The following is a 15869-nucleotide window of genomic DNA, read 5'->3' on the forward strand; positions in this document are numbered from 1 at the left end:
ATCCTACTCACTTGTAACCTTCCCGGGGAAACTTCATGCCCATGACGCGCGTGGTTGCGTCCTGCTCTTCTTTTGCAAACCTCTCGACCACGGACCAGCTGCGCTCGATCACGCCAACCACCTGCGAAGGCACCATTTCGCGCCACGTTCCCCGGTCGCCTTCAAGCGCTTCCCTGTAGAGCATCTCCTTGACAGACGTTGCAGATATCTCAAGCCTGTCAGCCTTTAGAGGGTTCAGCCGGTAAACCCTGAGCATCAAGCGCTCGGCCTTGTCTCCCGTGTACGAGACAAACCTGCCCTCCTTTACGTGCGACACTATCTGGTTTCGAAGCTCCCACGATTTTGAGGACAGGAGCGGAGGCAGGTATTTCGTAAAAGGGGCGTAGAAGGTATAGTCCGGCAAGACCCTCACAGAATCGCCAAATAGCACCTCGACCATTTCCTTGCGCTGCTCAAAGGAGAATGGAAAGCTCTTTGTGTTCATCTCCCTGTTGTCCTTCATAAAGCGCACCGGAAATACATAGACAGAGTAGCCGCGACCAAGCAGCGACGATATTATCGACTCGTGTGCCTTTGTCACGGGATTAAGATGTGCAAGGTACAGGGCGGCGGTTCTTCCCATATACTCCGCTACCGTTAGATTAATGCCCCATATAAAAAGTGGAAAAAGAATTTTTTCCTGCGGCCGGCTCAGTCCTTTCTGATCTCGATTTCAATCGTCGAGACGTTGCGCGTCCTTCCGTCCTCTGACTTGACAGTCTCAGAACCAATCCTTACGTCACCTATCTTGTAGCCCGCGCTTTCCATCCTCTTGATCGTGATCTGCGACACGTCTACAGCCCTGCCAATGCTCAACCCCCTTGCCTTGATCGTCACCTTCGGCTGGTTTGCCAGCTGGATGAGCGTCGAGGTGACGTATGCCATGAGCGGTTTTTTGCCGATGTAGATTGTGTCATGTGGTCCATCCCTTGAACCCTGTGGAGCGCTTGAATTCTGTGGTGTGCTTGGTTGTGCTTCAGACATATGGAGCGTGAGTGGTCGCAGGGCTAATTTAAGCTATGACCGCTTCCCGCGGCTGCGACTTTTTTGATCAGGATGATGATTATAGTACTTCAAGTCTGTGACGACAGAATAGTTTCGATGCCGGCGTCGGTCGGCCCAAAGTCCCTTACAACCTCTGACCATTTCACGCACCTTACAGAATTGATAGATCTTATCCCGTCCATCAGGTTGAGCAGCTCCCGCGAGTCTTTGTAAAAGACGGCGGCCACGATATTTGCCTGAGGGTCGCCGATTCTCAATGACGTGCTGATGATGTTCTTGCCAAAGCTGCGCAAAAGCTCAGAGACCGCCTCTCCGCAATCCCCGTCGACAGAGATCATCAGGTCGGCCCTTCGCCAGTGAAACATGCTTATGTTTATGTAGTATTTCTTTTTCAGTATCGTGTGTTCGAGCTTGGCCCGCCTTCTCTGGATAGTTGAAAGCGGGCTGTCGTACTTGCTTGCAAGAAATGTGCTCTTGACTTCGGCATCCTTTATCATTTCCTTGATTATGCCAATATCGAGGTCATCTAGCACAAGTTTGTTTACCTGATCGGACTGTTGTGACACAAAATTGCGATTCTTCCCCACGTTTGACATTTTACGTCAGATGGCAAATCATTTAAATGTTTTAGTATTAAATCTTTGTTGTATATGATACAACGTGTCAACTATTTAGTTGCAATTAGGCAACAAATGCAACGCTACGGCAACATGGAAATTATGTTCTTGTTGTGAACAGGAACGGCGTATACTTCTTGTGACCACGTGACGCGGTCTATGCCTTCGATATTCCATATTTTGGAGATGGTTCCAAGAACATCAGTGCTGTCACTATAGACAAATTCTGCCACTATGTCAGAGGTTCCCAGGTGGACTGCGACTGAAACGATCCCATCGATTTGCGCAAGCTTTTGCGCAGCCACAGAAACGTCGCTGCCTTTGATGCTCATGTGGATCATCCCCTTGTTGTAGCCGAGTTTTTTGTAGTTTGGCTCCATTTTGCTTTTGACGATGTCTTTTTCAAGTATTATCCTTGTCCTGCGCTGGACCGTGCTCAATGGCACCTTCAGCTCTTTTGAGATTTGTTTATTGTCGCGCCCGGATACCAGCAGGCTGATTATCTTGAGATCTAACTCGTCTATTCGCACCACAGACTTGTTATTCAGGTCACGAGTAAGGATAGTTTTGGTGTTTTTCCTCAACTCCTATGGTACATAATACCATCCAGATATACTTATTTGCCTAGTTCTGGACTGAAAAGTGAGTTTTAACATCAGCGACAATTGCAACCAGCGCCTTTTGCATCATCGCTTTCCGCCCCACCTAGTCCAAGGACAAGTTTTCAGTTAAAATATCCCACCGTGCAAGCACCAGCATATATGGCGCAGAACAAAGTTGTGCCCCTTTTGTGCGCAGCTTTTGTCCTTGGAGCCGCGCTTGCGCTCCCGGCGGCGACTGTGGCCGCATATGCCCAGGCCACGATGAGCATCGAGACAAATGCGCCCATACTCAAGGTCAAGCCCGGCGAGAGCGCCGTCAAGAACATAATCGTGTACGGCACGGGCGCCGACAGCATGCAGGTAACGAGCATCACTTTTGGAAAGGGCAGGGAGTATTTCCGGCTCGGCAACGCGCTGCCTGTACAGGCGACCCTTGATCCCGCAACGGGCAAGCTCAAGGCCGAAGTGCCGCTAATAGTCACCCTGCCGCCAGAAATACGAAGGGACGCCGAGTACCCCTTTACCGTCACCGCCACGTCCGGCCAGAAAAGCGTGCAGGCAGAATCGCACGCCCTTGTCGTGGTCGTGACCACGGAAAAGCCAGCTGACCCCATGTCAGACGCGATGGTTACGGTCATGTATATAGTGGTCGCCGCAGGCGGCGTGGTATCAATCATCGTCTACAAGAGAATAGCGTCAAAGACAAAGAAAAAATCATAGCGTACAAATACGCCCGCGCGTACACAACTGCCCGGGTCTCATGGGCAAGGAAGAAAAGATCAAGTGGAAGGTAGAGTACGACTATGCGTATTACAAGGTCTACGACAACAAGGGGGCGCTTGCCGGCTATTTTTTCCCTCATTATAACAAGGGCGCAGACTCGGAAGACGAGGAAAACGACGAGGCCATAGAGAAGATGAACAAGAATCATGAGCAGGTCTCGCAGGGCACGCTCCTTGTCCCGATGGCCAAGCTCGACCTCCTCGACCACGACGAGGGCATCGACATCGACTATGCGATCGCGTCGCTTGACGCAAACCTTGTCCAGACGAAATTCTGGAAGGACTGGCTTGCCAAGAACGCAAAGGGGCTGTCGCTTTACGGTGCAAGGGTCTACACGGCAAGGGAGGACCGCAACATGCTGTCAGTGGCAATCGGCACCGCAGGCAACATCACGCTTGGCGAAAAGGAGGTCAGGGAGTTTCTTACCCCGCTTCTTGACAGGTTGCACGAGGACGGCCTGCTCTAGGTTATATAGGGTCTTCAGGAAGAATGGATATCATCCATGAAGGCCCAGTTTGCGCATCACCTCGTCTGCCTGCAGCACAACGACAAGCAGATCAGGCTGGCACTTGAGTCACTTGCCACCGACAGCAATAACGAGAACGAGTGCACCGAGGGCTTTTTAAAGTGCCCCGAGTGCGGCGCCCTCTACCCCGTCATCCAGGGCGTGGCAATCGTGGTCAGGGATTTTGCTTCATACGCTGCGGCAAGGTCGCAGACGTACGGCCGGTGGCTCCTTGGCGCCGGCGCCAAGGAGATGAAGGAATTCCTGAAGGAAAAAGGGTCAAAGCTGTCGCCTGACACCGCAAACGACAGGTACGAGGAGGGAGGGAGCTGGTTCGTCCCGTACAGGTGGACCCAGTACGAGCACACAGAGGAAGACCGCTTTATACAGCACATGAGGTGGCGCCTGCGCCCAAACGAGGTGTACAACAGGGTGGTGCACGGCATAAACCCCGACATGGACGGGGTTGCACTTGACATGGCGTGCTCTATGGGCTACAGCACGCTACTTCTTGCGCAAAAGTACGCTTTTGCCATAGGCATCGACCTGTCGTTTTCTTTCATCAGAGAGGCGCGCAAAAAGATGCAGGAGAAAAAACTTGGGAACGTCGAGTTTTGCGTCGCAGACTCGCTTGCCCCGCCGTTTCACCCAAACAAGTTCGACCTCGTGCTTGCGATAAACCTGCTGGAGCTTGTCGACGCTGAAAAGCTCCTTGCGTCGATACACAGGATGCTAAAGCCGCACGCAAGCACTATCATCGCCGATCCGTACGACTACAACCGCGACCCGCCTCCGAAAAAATCGTACGACGGTCAGTCCTTCCGCAGGCTTGTAGAGGACTCGGGCTTTGAGATATTCGAGAAGAGCAGCAAGAACGAGTCGTACATACCGTGGGTGCTCAAGGTGAACGAGCGCGCGTACCTCTACTACTTTGTGGATTATTTGAAGGCGCAAAAGAGGTCAAAGGAAAAGTTCTGACAGGAATTCGCAATGCCTAATAGCAAGACGGCCCGATCAGGAATTACGAAAAAATCCCACACAATAATTGTCATCGCAACTGCAGCGGTTGCGGTGCTCGCTGCTTTTCTGGCATTAGACACGAAGGGCAATGTAACAAGTGAAGAATTGTCGGCCTATGCATGGCAGATGCGGTCGTTCAGCCCTGACGGGCGCGACAAGGTGGACGTGTCGAGCCACAGGTTTTTCCTTTCCATCAATGCGACACAGATTGGTGGAAAAATATGCAACGGGTTTGTAGGAAACGTACAATATGTCAACCCGTCAACTATCAAAGGCCAGCAAGTATTCTTTACCGACATGGGATGCGGAGGCCAAGGATCTCTGATAATGAGCATTGAAAAAGCGCTTCAAGACGGTCTGGGTAACGGCATGGCAATGTCAGAAAACGGCAACACCCTCACACTAAGAGACATGGTCACAAATGCCACGTTCACGTACGGAAAGCCTCAGTAGTGACCCGATCGGTTTAATAGCACGGCCTCTTTAACGGCGGTCATGCCAACTGCATACGTGCTCATCAACTGCGATCTGGGTTCCGAGGACGAGATAATAAGGGAACTGAAAAAGATGCCGGGGACGGTAGAGGTAAGCGGCGTCTATGGCGTCTACGACATCATTGCAAAAGTCAGTTCCGACAGCATGGAAAAGCTCAGGGAGACCATCACCTGGCACGTCCGAAAGATAGACAAGGTGCGCTCCACCCTGACCATGATAGTGATAGAGGGCCAGGGCGAGAAGAAAAAGTAGTAGCAGCAGGCCAAGTTTTTATTATCTCTTGACTTCTTTTTTGTTTCATTGAACTCTATAGAGGCAATGGCGCAGGATGTCAGGCGCCAGCTTGACGACCTCCCCCGACTTGTACTGCCTGCGCCTGCTGCAGAAAGCGTTGTCGCCTTTGTAGGGTCCGGCGACTCGTACGCCGCGGCGCTTGCGGCCTGCCACCTTTCATCAGGGCGCGCCACGTGCTGGCACCCCACAGACGTTATTTCCGACCCCTCGCTGCTTGTGGGCCGCAGCGCGTATTTCGTTTCAATATCAGGCAGGACTCGCGCCAACATCCTGGCTGCAAGTGCCGCAAGAAAAGCAGGCGTCGCGACTGTTGCGATAACGGCCGACAAAAAAAGCCCGCTTGCAATGGCCTGCGACGGCGTTTTTGAACTTGGCTTCAAGAGGGCGGGCAGGACGTCCGGTACAATCGGTTTTGCCGCAAGCGCGCTTGCCTGCATGCACCTTGCCACGCAGGGCAGGACAGGCTGCCCGGCAGACCTGAAAGAGATCTATGCCAAAGCGTCAAAGGCAGCTGGCAGGCTTGCAGGCAAGGTACGCACAGGCCCTACAATCATTATTCTGGGCGACTCGTTTCTGTTCCCTGCAGCGATGTACGGCGCGCTGAAGTTCAATGAAGTGTTTGGCTCCAGGGCGCAGGCATATCCGCTTGAAGAATTCTTTCACGCCCCGCTTTTTGGGCTCAAGCGCGGCGACCAGATCCTTGTTCTTGGCACAAAAAGTGACGATGATGCAGCCCTTGCAAGGCGCGTCAAGGGGTTGTTTGTCGACTGCAGCATGCCGGCGCCTGTCGAGTCGCTGTTTTACGCCGTGTTTTTCGTACAGCACCTTGCGCTTGCAATTGCAAAAAGGAAAAAATTGAAAGAATGCTATTTTGTGCGCAACAAGAAACTGTTGAAAACGAGTTCCGACGTCATTTACTGACTGACCGGCAGGTCCGGCCTGTTGCCCCATTCGCCCCACGAGCCGAGGTACATCCTGACGTTCTTGTAGCCGAGCATCTTTAGCACGACAAAGCTGTTTGCCGCCCTGTAGCCTCCCTGGCAGTAGGTTATCACCTCCGCATCCTTGGGGATTTTTTCGTACATCTTTGCCAGATCATCCCTGCCCTTGAAGGTCGAGTCTTCTTTTTTGATGTTGTCGTTCCAGTCGATGTTTACCGCCTTTGGTATGTGGCCCGCGCGTGCGGCCCTGACTGCCGACCCATCAAACTCTTCTTTTGAACGCGCGTCAAGAACTATTGCCTTGTTTTTCTTTATCGCGGATTTTATCGTGTCATAGCCGGCGAGGATCTTCGGGTCCGGCCTGCCCTCAAATTTAGAATGCACAAACGGGTTTGTCTTTGTCTCTACAGGCAGCCCTTTTGCCTTCCATGCCGCAAGACCGCCGTCAAGCATCGCCACCTTGCTGTGTGAGAAGTAGAGCAGGAGCCACACGCCCCTTGCCGCCGATGGCCCTGAGACATCGTCATAGAAAACCACGAACCTGTCCTTTGAAACGCCAATGTTTGACAGCAATATTTTTGTCTGCTTGTTGAACTGCCTGATGCCTTCTCTTGATGTGTCTATCCAGTGGAACTGCATGAGGTCGATGTTCACCGCGCCCGGCACATGGCCCTCAGCATAGTCGGAAAACGGCCTTGCGTCCACGACAAGCAGGCTCTTGCTGTCCTTTTTTCTTGCTGCAATGCGGGCGTCCAGTTCCTCAGGGGATATGACGAGCATCACTGCAAAGTTTTTGTACAATGTTAATATTTATTTCCGTGGGCATGACCCCTATGTGGAGCCTCCACGTTGGCTAGAAAAAAGACGGATCAAAAAGGCGACCGCCTAGAATCCATCCGCGACGCGCACAACGCGGAAAAGATGGCAAGGACGACCCGCATGGAGGACTACCTCGAAGTGATATACGAGCTTATCCAGCACAAGGGCTACGCGACCACGGTCGACATCTCTGACTACCTCAACGTCAGCTCGCCAAGCGTCACAAAGATGCTCCAGCGCCTGAGCGAGAGCGGCCACGTCAACTACGAGAAATACCGCGGCATAACGCTGACTGAAGCCGGCGTGGCAGTCGCCAAGAGCATGCACGACAGGCACGGCGTGCTTGCAGAATTCCTGATGATGATCGGAGTGGACGAGGATACTGCCAACCGCGACGCGGAAGGCATCGAGCACCACCTGCACCCGGAGACCCTCAGGAAGCTGGAGGAGTTTGTCAAGCTGGCCAAGAGCCATGGGCTTTTCCGCTAGTGCCCTAGCGCTTGCTCAGAAACATCCGCATTTCCTGGCCGGAGACAATCGCGTTGAACACCTGCTTGCCGGCATCCGACCGCTTGTCTATTTTGACCCGCGCCTTTTTGCCCACCTGGCTGCTCATGATGTATTCGTCGTCGATGTAGAGGTCTACGGCGCGCCCTATCACTCCCTCGTCGACCAGCAGGGTTATCGCAGAGCCGGACTCGCTCACCTCGAAGGGGACCTCTTTTCCGAGGGTTGGCGTCTTGACCTCGACGTCGATGTGTACGCCAAGCTCCTCCTCCAGCTCGTTTATTGTTGAACCGCCCCTGCCGATTATCTTGGGCGCGGCCTCCTTGCTGACCTTGACCTGCACCCTGTTTTCCGACAGTATGTTGACCTCGGCCCGGGGGTCGAACCGGCGCACCACGTCCATTATCTTTGACTGCGCCAGCTTCTTTATTCCCGACTCGTCAGAAACGCCCTTGGCCTTTGACAGGGGAACCACGACGTTTTCCTCGCCGTAGGTGTAGATCTCGTACTCGACTGCGCCCGACTCGAAGTCGCGCACCTCGACAAGCGGCCTTGCAAGGTCGGCTTCGGTCATGCCGCTTGGCACCTTGACTGTCAGGCTCAGCTCGTAGACCTTGTCTATTCTGCCCTCCCTGACAAAGATGATGGTGTCAAGTATGTGCGGTATCATGCCCAGCTCCACCTTGCCCATGAACCGCTGGACAGCGTCAAGCGGGCTCGAGGCGTGCACTACCCCGACCATCCCCACGCCGGCAAGGCGCATGTCTGCAAACACGTCAAAGTCCTGCGCCCTGCGCACCTCGTCGTAGATCGTGTAATCAGGCCGGACGAGGAGCAGGATGTCCACTGCCTTTTCAAAACTTCCCTCAAGGGGCCCGTACTGCGTCACCTCCTCCGGCACCTGCAGGTCGCGTGGAGACTCGAACGTCTTGACTATCTTGCCCTTTTGCACGTAAAACTCTGCCAGGCTGCTTGCAAGCGTCGACTTGCCAGAGCCGGGCGGGCCGGCGATTATGATGCCCTCGGCCTTGCCGGACAGCCTCTCCATCAGCTTCTCGCTTGCATGGTAGTCTGCAAGCGCAAGCCGCACTGTCGGCCTCACTATGGTCACTTCAAGGCCGTCAGAGAACGGCGGCCGGGTTATCGCTATCCTGTAAAGGCCGAACTGGATCACGGTCGCGCCGCTTCTGCTTATCTCGACAGTGCCGGTGCCGCTCACCCTGCTTGCCTCCGATATCTCTTTTACCATCTCGTTCAGCTGCCCGTACGTGCTTTTGTCAGACCCCACCTGTACGAGTTGAAAGTTGCCCGGCTTGCCCCTCTTGGCCATTGGCACGACGTTTTCCTTGAGGTGCACGCTCATGGTCGATTCGTCAAAGAACTTTTCAAACGCAAGGTCGGCTGTCTTTGTAGGCGCCCGTATGTGGCGCGACTTTATGCCCTGAGCCTCTGCGACCAGGGCCTGCACGTAATCCGCGGTGAGGAGCGTCGCAGACTCGTTCATCGCCACGTCCTTTATTATGGCGTCTATCCTGCCGTGCTTGGCAAGCCGGATGTCGTTTATGTCCGGCCGTGCGCCGGAGAACCTCACGGTTATGTCGCGCGCAGAAGCAAGCTCGCGCATCTTCTTTATCTCGGCAAGGCCAACAAAGCCGTGCTCCTTGTTGGTGGACGCCTGCGCCTGCAGTTCGTCAAGGACTGCAAGCGGGATTATTATCTCGCTCTTGCCCTCAATGTCGCCGGCCTCCAGCATCTTTGTTATCTCGCCGTCGATTATTATGCTCGTGTCAAGTACAAATTTTGCCAACGTGGTTCCTCTCGATGGAGGGATTTAAAAAGACTGCCGACAGTGACTTGATATCATAAAAATTGTACATAGGGATAATAACAAAGAATTTAAGAATGTGCAAGCATAGGCCTCTAGAATGAAAAAGCTCGAGGCAATCATACGCTCAGAAAAGATGCCAGTAGTCAAGGAGAAGCTGAGGCAGCTTGGAATAGGCGGCATGACCATCTACAACGTTTCTGGATGGAGCAAGCAGCGCGAGCTCCACCTGCAGTGGAGGGGACAGCCGGTGGCCTACGACCTTCTGCCCAAGATCAAGTTTGAGATACTCGTGCCAGACGCGCAGCTGGACCAGGTGATACAGGCGGTAGTTGAGTCCTCGCGTACAGGCGAGCACGGCGACGGAGTGATATTCGTGTCCACAGTCGAGCAGGCGATAAACATCGCCACTCTTGACAAGGGCGACAAGAGCATTTCTTAAGAAAAAAAGGAAAAGAAGAGAAAGAAAGGATAAAAGCGATAGCAGGCAAGGAAAAGCAGCACACACATTGCTACGCGTCCTTGTACCTGCTTTTCTTTTCATTGCGACGCTCCTTTCACTTGTCCTTTTCCTGCCTTCTGCGTCTGCAGTGCAATACTACAAAGAGCAGACGGATTTTACAGAGACCAAGGTCCCGACTTCAGGCTTTACCTGGAGCGACAGCCTGCACGTGTGCATATTCAAGCAGGCCGGCGTCCCAAACTCGTACTACGCATGGGCAAAGCTTGCGGTGCAGGAATGGAGGCAGGCTCTGCGCGAATACACGGGCGACCAGCAAGGGTGGACCATGACTGCGCGCTATTCTCCAAGCGAGTTGCAGATGGGGGGCTGCAACGTCAGGGTCCACATCTACAACACCTACAAGGACTTTCCAGAATACCCCAGGCAGACGGGCGCGTACACCGCGGTGCAGTACACAGGTGGTGACGCTGAAAGCGCAAACGTCTACCTCTCGCCGCAGGTGCTCCACGGCGACGGCAAGACGGAGATAAAGCTGCCAAACTATGCATTTCGCAACTCTGCGGTGCACGAGATGGGCCATGTGCTAGGCCTTGGCCACATGGGAACGGAAAAGGGCTACTTGATGTCGCCCGTGTTTGACTATTTCGAGCACAGCGACCAGCTCCCAATAACGACATTGGAACTATCTGCGCTGGTGGGGCTGTACGGGACAGACGGCTTTGAGCGCACAATCTCTATATTATGATAAGATGGTTCAAGAAATGAGAGAGAAAAAAGAGAATGAACGCTGAGAGCTATCTAAAAGCAGGCAAGATAGCGGCACAGGTAAGGGAAGACGCAAGGCGCAAGTACCACGTCGGCTCGACCCTCCTTGAGGTCTGCGAAAAGGTCGAAGCCCAGATAAGGGCGATGGGCGCACAGCCGGCGTTTCCCGTAAACGCCAGCCTCAACGAGATTGCCGCGCACTATACCGCAGAGCCGGGCGACCAGACCACGGTAAAAGAAGGCGACGTGCTAAAGATAGACATCGGCGTCCACGTCGACGGCTACATCGCAGACACGGCCGTGACTGTATGCTACGACCCGAAATTCGACTCGCTTGTCAAGGCGGCCGAGACTGCGCTTGCAGAGGCGGTGCGCATGGCAAGGGCCAACACCAAGGCAAGCGACATCGGCCGGACAATCGAGACCATGATTGGCAGGATGGGGTACAAGCCCATACAGAACCTGTCGGGGCATTCTCTGCAGCAATACACCATACACGCAGGCAAGTCGATCCCAAACGTCTGGACGATAGGCTCGTCGTTTGCGCTCCAGCCTACAGAGGCATACGCGATAGAGCCGTTTGCGACCACAAAGGACGGCATGGGAGTTGTGCGAGAAGGAAAGGTCAAGAACATCTTTGGGATAACCTCAAGAAAGCCAAGCAAGGACAAGGATGCAGACAGCCTTTTGGAAATCATATGGAACCGCTACAAAACGCTCCCCTTTGCGCTCAGGTGGCTGACGGACGCTTTTGACGACGAAGCAAGGCTGCGCAGGACCATAGACGTGCTGATAAAGAAAAAGAACATCCACGCGTACCCGATACTGGTCGAGGGCCACGGCAGGATGGTCGCGCAGGCAGAGCACACGCTCATACCAAACGAAAGCGGCTCGACAGTGATAACAATCTAGGAAGAGTCTTTGTCAGGCGGGTACTCGCCATAGACGGCACTCACCATCGTTGACGACGAGCCGCATTTCTTGCAGGTGGAGCCATTGCGAAAGACATAGTCGCCTTCTTCAAAAGGCCGGCGCATCTTTTCCCCGCAGACGCTGCAGGTTTCTTCCGTGTATATCGTAGGGGGAACTTCTTTTTTCTTGCCAAACAGTATCATTTTATTGCGCCACTCCCATCGTATTGCCGACGCCTATTACCAGCACGGACTGGCCTTCTTCTGTCTTGTCCTCGATTATCGCGTGCACAGTGTCTGTGACTTTGGCAAACGAGTCGGCAATTTCCTTTCGCATGACAGTGATGGCATCCTGCACCGACTGTTTTACAATGACCGCGTATAGCGGTATTTCAAACCGGGTGGCGACCTCTTCTATCTGGTATTTTTCCACGCCGATGCCCCCTATGGCCGCGCCGATTCCTTCGGCAACGTCGCCGGTCTTTTCCCCTTCCAGCTTGAGCGCAGCGTCTATCATAACTATTGCGTCGATTTTTATCCCAAGGTCCCCCACGAGGCGCGAAATTGCCTCGCCCGGCCTGCCGACCGTGCCTGACGGCCCTTCCGCCTTTAGCAGGTACAATTTCCTGCCTGCGTGCTCACCTTCTGCGTAGACGGTTTCCTTCGCTGCAGGCATTTTCTCCTTGCCAAGCATCATCCTGCCGACCACCATCGGCCCGATGCCGTCGCCTATCGGCTGGCCCTTTTCAAAGGCGCCCATAGCCTTTTTCATCGCGGTGGCCTCTTCAATCAAAAGTGGCATCACCATCTGCAGCTGCACCAGCACGAACATGCTAGTCGTGCGCTTGCCCATCAGGAAATAGTGCCTCACCACCTTGTAGATCATGTTGAGCGCAGTCGCGGCTTCAAGTATGTTCTCTATCTTTGACAGCTCGTAATCGCCGACTCCGGGGCATATCTTGCGGACCTCCGCGCGCATACGCTCGTCCTTTGTCCGAATGACGTGCTCGACCTTGCGCACGACCCCGCTTGGGTCCATGTCGACGGGCATTATAGTGAAGTATTCCAAGAATTTGTCGATCTTGGCTGACGGGTCGGCAGCCTTGTCCTGAATAACGCTTTTGACATAGTCTATTGCATCGCGCCGGGCGCCATCCTTCATATCCTTCAGTTTCACCAGCGACTTTGACACCTCCCCCAGTATCACCTTTGACTGCATCTTTTGGCCGTACATCATGAAAAACGGGATTATCGCAAGCGAGATGATGTATACCCAGACCAGCGGGTTTGCTGGGTCAAATTCGCCAGGGTCCGTCAGCCCTCCAAGTTGCCCGAACAGGACAGAAAAAAAGTCAAGCATCTGTGTAACAAGCACGGTGAGAGGCAAAGAGCAATTAAAGGTTACTTACCTGCTGCGCCAGCTCTTTTGGAGGCAGCAGTGGCGCGCTTTGCGGCTGCTGTTGTTGTGGAGGGTTGCGCCGCCACATTCTTTTTCTCAACATGGCACTTGCAAGCGCATTTCATCATTCGCATGTCAAATGAGCAGTCGTGGTCAGGGCCGCACGACTCGCCGACCGGCCACTCGCCGGGGCAGTCCACGTGCCTGTCGCGCTTGCAAAAGAACGTTAGCATATAGCCAGAATTGCTGTTGCTCAAAAGCCGATTTAATGTTTTTGCTTAAATCAGAACTGGATGTTAAACAGCTGCGGCGCGTATATCGAGCCCTCTCGCACGCGCTTTACCTTGGCAACTGACAAATAGTGCGGCCAGATGGTTGCCATGATGCTTCCTTCCGGCACTCCCACGGGGTCAAGGAGCACCACGATATCGCCCTCGCTCACGCCCCGCTCGACAAGTTTTTCTTTTGAAATCGCGATCAGGTCTTCGGGCATACCCGAGCTGTACAGGTAAACCTTGCCCGTGTATTGCAGTTTATCTTCTCCTTCCGACATCAGCGTACTGTGTTTAATGAGGCTGGCACAAAAATGTTTGTCTGCTTTTATTCCTGTGCGGAATCGCCGAATATCAGCTTCATTTCGTCAAACGTCAGTTTCTCGCCGGAAGACATCTTTTTCATCGCGGCTTCCTTTAGGGCGTTCCAGCGCTCCTGGTATTCCTTGTCGCGCCTTACGCGCTCTTGCATGGCCTCCTGGCGTGCAACCCTGCGCTCTTCCATCTCCTTTGTCTTTTTCTGCCTCGTCTCACTCTGCGCCACGCGGTTCTTCTTGAACGCAATGGCATTGAGCTGCGTCTCGATCATTTCGAGTTTTGCCGCTGCCTCGCGCACAGTGTGGATGGCCTGCCTGCGCTCCTCGTAGAGCGCCTCGCGCGTGTTCACCAAGCTTTCGATGCTTTCCTTGAGCTTGCCTATCTTGTTGCCAAACTCTTCCTTCTGGCGGAAGATCTTGTTGACGCGGCCTTTCAGCTCGTCGTACTGGGTGGACATTTCGCGGTACTGGTCCTCCTTCTTGTGCATCATCTTTAGAGTGTGAAGTTTCGTTGCGATCTCTTTTGAACGCGCGACCAGCTTGCGCTCCTCTTCCTTGGACAGTTTTTTGGTCTGTATGTCGCGCTCTATCTGCTCAAGCGCCTTTGTAAGGCCGTGGATTTCGTTTCTGTCCTTGCGGGACTTGGCCTGGCCGACCTTGTCGTCCAGCGACTTCATCTGGTTCTTGGCCTCAATGAGGCTGTTGCGCAGTTCGACAAACTTGGGATAATCGGCATCCTTTTCCTCATTGACGCTCTTGAGCTTGGTGCGCAGCTCGTCAAGCTGCATCCTCTCCTCGTCTATCTGCTTCTTGACGGCTTCAAGCCGCGTGTTTATTTCCTCGATTTTCTTGTCGCCTTGCTTCTGCTCGTCGACCACTGTCTTTTTGAACTCTAGCAGCGTCTTCATGTTCGGATCCGCTTCAGAATTGTTGTTTGCTGTTGTTGCTGTACTCAATGTAGAGATTGCACCATCATCATGATGAGGGAGTTGCCCACGTCAAGTAAGGGGGTTGTATTAACACCAAAAATATATTTTTTGTCATTTTCTCGCACGCCAGAGGGTACGCACTACATCTTTATATTGCATGAGGCCGTAAAAAGCCTTAGCGATGGACGATTTTGAGAAAGAGTACCCCGGCTTTGACTGGAAAAACACGCCGGCGTACAAGCACCCAGGCGGCAAGGACTGCCCCTGCCCCAAGCACGAGTACATCAGGGAGCAGATGAGAGTCGCCCAGACGGTGAGCGAAAGCAACAAGGACCTGCCACCGGAGCAGCGCCAGCAGGGCAAGATCACGCTCAAGTTTTGCCCCGACCACTATGACGTCTATTTCAAAGAGGTCATACCGGCCATGCCCTTCAAGTACCGCTTCATGACCAAGGTGGCGCTCAAGATAGGCGCAATCTCTATACAAAAGCTGACCTACATGCAGTCCGACCAGTGCTTTTACTGCAAGTTCGGCTCGGGCGGCTTTGACAAGAAGACCGAGCTCCCGCCAATCTAGCAGTAGCTAGCCTATCACGCCTGACGAGTCAAGCATCATGTTCCGCAACGCGATTTTGCCGTCGGCGGAAAAGCCAGGAGTAAGTATGTTCCTTATGACAAGCGACAGGTAGGGAAGGTTTTTCCCCAATTCCAGGCGGTAGCCCCGGTAGAACGCCTGCTCTATTTCGCGGTAGCTTGGAAGGTCGACCACGCTTGCAAGGAACGAGCCGGCGTCCATGCTCCTTGCAAACGTGGAACTGCTTTTCTGCAGGAATGCAAGGTCTGTGCGCAAAAGGGACTTGCCCTGCACGAGAAAGTTCTGTGCCTTGTTGTCGGTAAACGCAAAGCCCGCTGCGTGTGCAAGGGCGGTGAGTCGCCCTGCTTCTTGCGCAAGGGCAGACCCTGCGCCTGCCGCAAGGGCCCTGTACAGGTCGCCCCCGTCCACATACTCTTCGACGAGCTCTTTTTCTGTCATGGACACGAGGCGCGGAGTAGGTATGCCAGCCTTTTCAAGCGCGCTTCGCATTTCCTTGCCCTCGTTTCTTGCAATATCGCCGGCGGCAGGGGGCGCCGACGGGTGCGCAAGAAAGATCGAGATGAACGTATAAGTGCAGAGCAGGATATATTCGTGGAAGGCCTTTGTAGGCTTGTTACGCTTGACCACCACCTTGCGGCCGTCGCGTTCTTCCACTGAAATGTCGCGCTGCCAGTTGACGAAATACACGCTTGCATGACGTGTGTGCGTGCATTGCATAATTACTTGTCGTCGTCGCCATCCTTGTCGTCATCATCATAATAATAAT

At 53.7% G+C, this 15869-nt stretch carries 23 protein-coding genes; 11 read left to right on the plus strand and 12 right to left on the minus strand.

Annotated elements, in window-relative coordinates:
- Positions 1-7: 7 nt before the first annotated feature.
- The 4 genes from NVIE_RS03730 to NVIE_RS03745 form a co-directional block, all read right to left on the minus strand.
- A complete protein-coding gene (locus NVIE_RS03730) occupies positions 8-622 on the minus strand; it encodes a hypothetical protein (protein ID WP_075054087.1) in 615 nt (204 codons plus the stop codon).
- A gap of 68 nt (positions 623-690) precedes the next feature.
- On the minus strand, positions 691-1023 hold the full coding sequence (locus tag NVIE_RS03735) for an AlbA family DNA/RNA-binding protein (RefSeq protein ID WP_075054088.1): 333 nt from the start codon (positions 1021-1023) through the stop codon (positions 691-693).
- 89 nt (positions 1024-1112) lie between these two features.
- Entirely contained in the window at positions 1113-1610 is a 498-nt protein-coding gene (locus NVIE_RS03740; RefSeq protein ID WP_144239469.1) for an Lrp/AsnC family transcriptional regulator, read from the minus strand.
- Positions 1611-1744: 134 nt separating this feature from the next.
- Positions 1745-2194 carry an Lrp/AsnC family transcriptional regulator gene (locus tag NVIE_RS03745; RefSeq protein WP_227717463.1) on the minus strand — a complete coding sequence of 150 codons (450 nt, stop codon included), beginning with the start codon at positions 2192-2194 and terminating at the stop codon, positions 1745-1747.
- 228 nt (positions 2195-2422) lie between these two features.
- Between NVIE_RS03745 and NVIE_RS03750 the strand changes: the two genes are divergently transcribed.
- The 6 genes from NVIE_RS03750 to NVIE_RS03775 all read left to right on the plus strand — a co-directional run bounded on the left by NVIE_RS03750 (position 2423) and on the right by NVIE_RS03775 (position 6281).
- Positions 2423-2983: a hypothetical protein gene (locus tag NVIE_RS03750; protein WP_075054091.1), complete on the plus strand. Its 561-nt coding sequence runs from the start codon at positions 2423-2425 to the stop codon at positions 2981-2983.
- Between the two features lie 40 nt (positions 2984-3023).
- Complete coding sequence (locus tag NVIE_RS03755; RefSeq protein ID WP_075054092.1) at positions 3024-3512, plus strand: hypothetical protein; 489 nt, start codon at positions 3024-3026, stop codon at positions 3510-3512.
- Between the two features lie 36 nt (positions 3513-3548).
- A complete protein-coding gene (locus NVIE_RS03760; RefSeq protein ID WP_075054093.1) occupies positions 3549-4529 on the plus strand; it encodes a class I SAM-dependent methyltransferase in 981 nt (326 codons plus the stop codon).
- Between the two features lie 93 nt (positions 4530-4622).
- Positions 4623-5024, plus strand: coding sequence for an META domain-containing protein (locus NVIE_RS03765; RefSeq protein ID WP_227717464.1), 402 nt, complete (start codon positions 4623-4625; stop codon positions 5022-5024).
- A 42-nt stretch (positions 5025-5066) separates the two neighbouring features.
- Positions 5067-5318: an Lrp/AsnC family transcriptional regulator gene (locus NVIE_RS03770; RefSeq protein WP_075054095.1), complete on the plus strand. Its 252-nt coding sequence runs from the start codon at positions 5067-5069 to the stop codon at positions 5316-5318.
- Between the two features lie 48 nt (positions 5319-5366).
- The gene (locus NVIE_RS03775; protein WP_075054096.1) at positions 5367-6281 is read left to right on the plus strand and encodes an SIS domain-containing protein; all 915 of its coding nucleotides are present in this window, start codon (positions 5367-5369) and stop codon (positions 6279-6281) included.
- On the opposite strand, the gene NVIE_RS03780 is transcribed toward NVIE_RS03775, so the two are convergent.
- Entirely contained in the window at positions 6275-7081 is an 807-nt protein-coding gene (locus NVIE_RS03780) for a sulfurtransferase (protein ID WP_075055975.1), read from the minus strand. The two genes, NVIE_RS03775 and NVIE_RS03780, sit on opposite strands and share 7 nt — an antisense overlap.
- Before the next feature lie 141 nt (positions 7082-7222).
- Between NVIE_RS03780 and mntR the strand changes: the two genes are divergently transcribed.
- Complete coding sequence (gene mntR / locus NVIE_RS03785; RefSeq protein WP_075055976.1) at positions 7223-7609, plus strand: transcriptional regulator MntR; 387 nt, start codon at positions 7223-7225, stop codon at positions 7607-7609.
- A gap of 4 nt (positions 7610-7613) precedes the next feature.
- Here mntR and NVIE_RS03790 read toward each other — a convergent pair whose 3' ends face one another.
- Positions 7614-9434: a PINc/VapC family ATPase gene (locus NVIE_RS03790; protein ID WP_075054097.1), complete on the minus strand. Its 1821-nt coding sequence runs from the start codon at positions 9432-9434 to the stop codon at positions 7614-7616.
- Between the two features lie 118 nt (positions 9435-9552).
- Between NVIE_RS03790 and NVIE_RS03795 the strand changes: the two genes are divergently transcribed.
- The 3 genes from NVIE_RS03795 (at position 9553) to map (ending at position 11592) form a co-directional block, all read left to right on the plus strand.
- A complete protein-coding gene (locus tag NVIE_RS03795) occupies positions 9553-9894 on the plus strand; it encodes a P-II family nitrogen regulator (protein WP_075054098.1) in 342 nt (113 codons plus the stop codon).
- A gap of 67 nt (positions 9895-9961) precedes the next feature.
- The gene (locus NVIE_RS03800; protein ID WP_075054099.1) at positions 9962-10660 is read left to right on the plus strand and encodes a matrixin family metalloprotease; all 699 of its coding nucleotides are present in this window, start codon (positions 9962-9964) and stop codon (positions 10658-10660) included.
- Between the two features lie 35 nt (positions 10661-10695).
- Positions 10696-11592, plus strand: a complete 897-nt coding sequence (gene map, locus NVIE_RS03805) for a type II methionyl aminopeptidase (RefSeq protein ID WP_075054100.1) — start codon at positions 10696-10698, stop codon at positions 11590-11592.
- On the opposite strand, the gene NVIE_RS03810 is transcribed toward map, so the two are convergent.
- From NVIE_RS03810 to NVIE_RS03830, 5 genes are read right to left on the minus strand one after another with little or no spacing between them, the layout of a single operon-like run.
- Complete coding sequence (locus tag NVIE_RS03810) at positions 11589-11795, minus strand: hypothetical protein (protein WP_075054101.1); 207 nt, start codon at positions 11793-11795, stop codon at positions 11589-11591. The genes map and NVIE_RS03810 overlap by 4 nt on opposite strands.
- A gap of 1 nt (position 11796) precedes the next feature.
- Positions 11797-12951 (minus strand): DUF1512 domain-containing protein, encoded by a 1155-nt coding sequence (locus NVIE_RS03815; RefSeq protein ID WP_075055977.1) that lies wholly within the window; start codon positions 12949-12951, stop codon positions 11797-11799.
- Positions 12952-12992: 41 nt separating this feature from the next.
- Positions 12993-13223: a hypothetical protein gene (locus NVIE_RS03820; RefSeq protein ID WP_144239470.1), complete on the minus strand. Its 231-nt coding sequence runs from the start codon at positions 13221-13223 to the stop codon at positions 12993-12995.
- Between the two features lie 50 nt (positions 13224-13273).
- Positions 13274-13543: a hypothetical protein gene (locus NVIE_RS03825; protein ID WP_075054103.1), complete on the minus strand. Its 270-nt coding sequence runs from the start codon at positions 13541-13543 to the stop codon at positions 13274-13276.
- Between the two features lie 47 nt (positions 13544-13590).
- Entirely contained in the window at positions 13591-14535 is a 945-nt protein-coding gene (locus NVIE_RS03830) for a coiled-coil protein (RefSeq protein ID WP_144239471.1), read from the minus strand.
- A gap of 154 nt (positions 14536-14689) precedes the next feature.
- On the opposite strand from NVIE_RS03830, the gene NVIE_RS03835 reads away from it, so the two are divergent.
- Positions 14690-15085 carry a hypothetical protein gene (locus tag NVIE_RS03835; protein ID WP_075054105.1) on the plus strand — a complete coding sequence of 132 codons (396 nt, stop codon included), beginning with the start codon at positions 14690-14692 and terminating at the stop codon, positions 15083-15085.
- A gap of 6 nt (positions 15086-15091) precedes the next feature.
- Here the strand turns inward: NVIE_RS03835 and NVIE_RS03840 are convergent, their stop codons facing one another.
- Complete coding sequence (locus tag NVIE_RS03840) at positions 15092-15820, minus strand: BUD32 family EKC/KEOPS complex subunit (protein WP_144239472.1); 729 nt, start codon at positions 15818-15820, stop codon at positions 15092-15094.
- Positions 15821-15869: the final 49 nt, after the last annotated feature.

Origin of the sequence: Nitrososphaera viennensis EN76 (assembly GCF_000698785.1) — an archaeon.
Taxonomy (GTDB): domain Archaea; phylum Thermoproteota; class Nitrososphaeria; order Nitrososphaerales; family Nitrososphaeraceae; genus Nitrososphaera; species Nitrososphaera viennensis.

Bases quoted from the DNA above. Each gene is read 5' to 3' on its own strand.
- NVIE_RS03755 (WP_075054092.1), top strand. From the start codon at position 3,024: ATGGGCAAGGAAGAAAAGATCAAGTGGAAGGTAGAGTACGACTATGCG.
- NVIE_RS03760 (WP_075054093.1), top strand. From the start codon at position 3,549: ATGAAGGCCCAGTTTGCGCATCACCTCGTCTGCCTGCAGCACAACGAC.
- NVIE_RS03810 (WP_075054101.1), bottom strand. From the start codon at position 11,795: ATGATACTGTTTGGCAAGAAAAAAGAAGTTCCCCCTACGATATACACG.
- NVIE_RS03795 (WP_075054098.1), top strand. From the start codon at position 9,553: ATGAAAAAGCTCGAGGCAATCATACGCTCAGAAAAGATGCCAGTAGTC.
- mntR (WP_075055976.1), top strand. From the start codon at position 7,223: ATGGCAAGGACGACCCGCATGGAGGACTACCTCGAAGTGATATACGAG.
- NVIE_RS03820 (WP_144239470.1), bottom strand. From the start codon at position 13,223: ATGCTAACGTTCTTTTGCAAGCGCGACAGGCACGTGGACTGCCCCGGC.
- NVIE_RS03750 (WP_075054091.1), top strand. From the start codon at position 2,423: ATGGCGCAGAACAAAGTTGTGCCCCTTTTGTGCGCAGCTTTTGTCCTT.
- NVIE_RS03815 (WP_075055977.1), bottom strand. From the start codon at position 12,951: ATGCTTGACTTTTTTTCTGTCCTGTTCGGGCAACTTGGAGGGCTGACG.
- NVIE_RS03730 (WP_075054087.1), bottom strand. From the start codon at position 622: ATGGGAAGAACCGCCGCCCTGTACCTTGCACATCTTAATCCCGTGACA.
- NVIE_RS03770 (WP_075054095.1), top strand. From the start codon at position 5,067: ATGCCAACTGCATACGTGCTCATCAACTGCGATCTGGGTTCCGAGGAC.
- NVIE_RS03825 (WP_075054103.1), bottom strand. From the start codon at position 13,543: ATGTCGGAAGGAGAAGATAAACTGCAATACACGGGCAAGGTTTACCTG.
- NVIE_RS03780 (WP_075055975.1), bottom strand. From the start codon at position 7,081: ATGCTCGTCATATCCCCTGAGGAACTGGACGCCCGCATTGCAGCAAGA.
- map (WP_075054100.1), top strand. From the start codon at position 10,696: ATGAACGCTGAGAGCTATCTAAAAGCAGGCAAGATAGCGGCACAGGTA.
- NVIE_RS03840 (WP_144239472.1), bottom strand. From the start codon at position 15,820: ATGCAATGCACGCACACACGTCATGCAAGCGTGTATTTCGTCAACTGG.
- NVIE_RS03735 (WP_075054088.1), bottom strand. From the start codon at position 1,023: ATGTCTGAAGCACAACCAAGCACACCACAGAATTCAAGCGCTCCACAG.
- NVIE_RS03835 (WP_075054105.1), top strand. From the start codon at position 14,690: ATGGACGATTTTGAGAAAGAGTACCCCGGCTTTGACTGGAAAAACACG.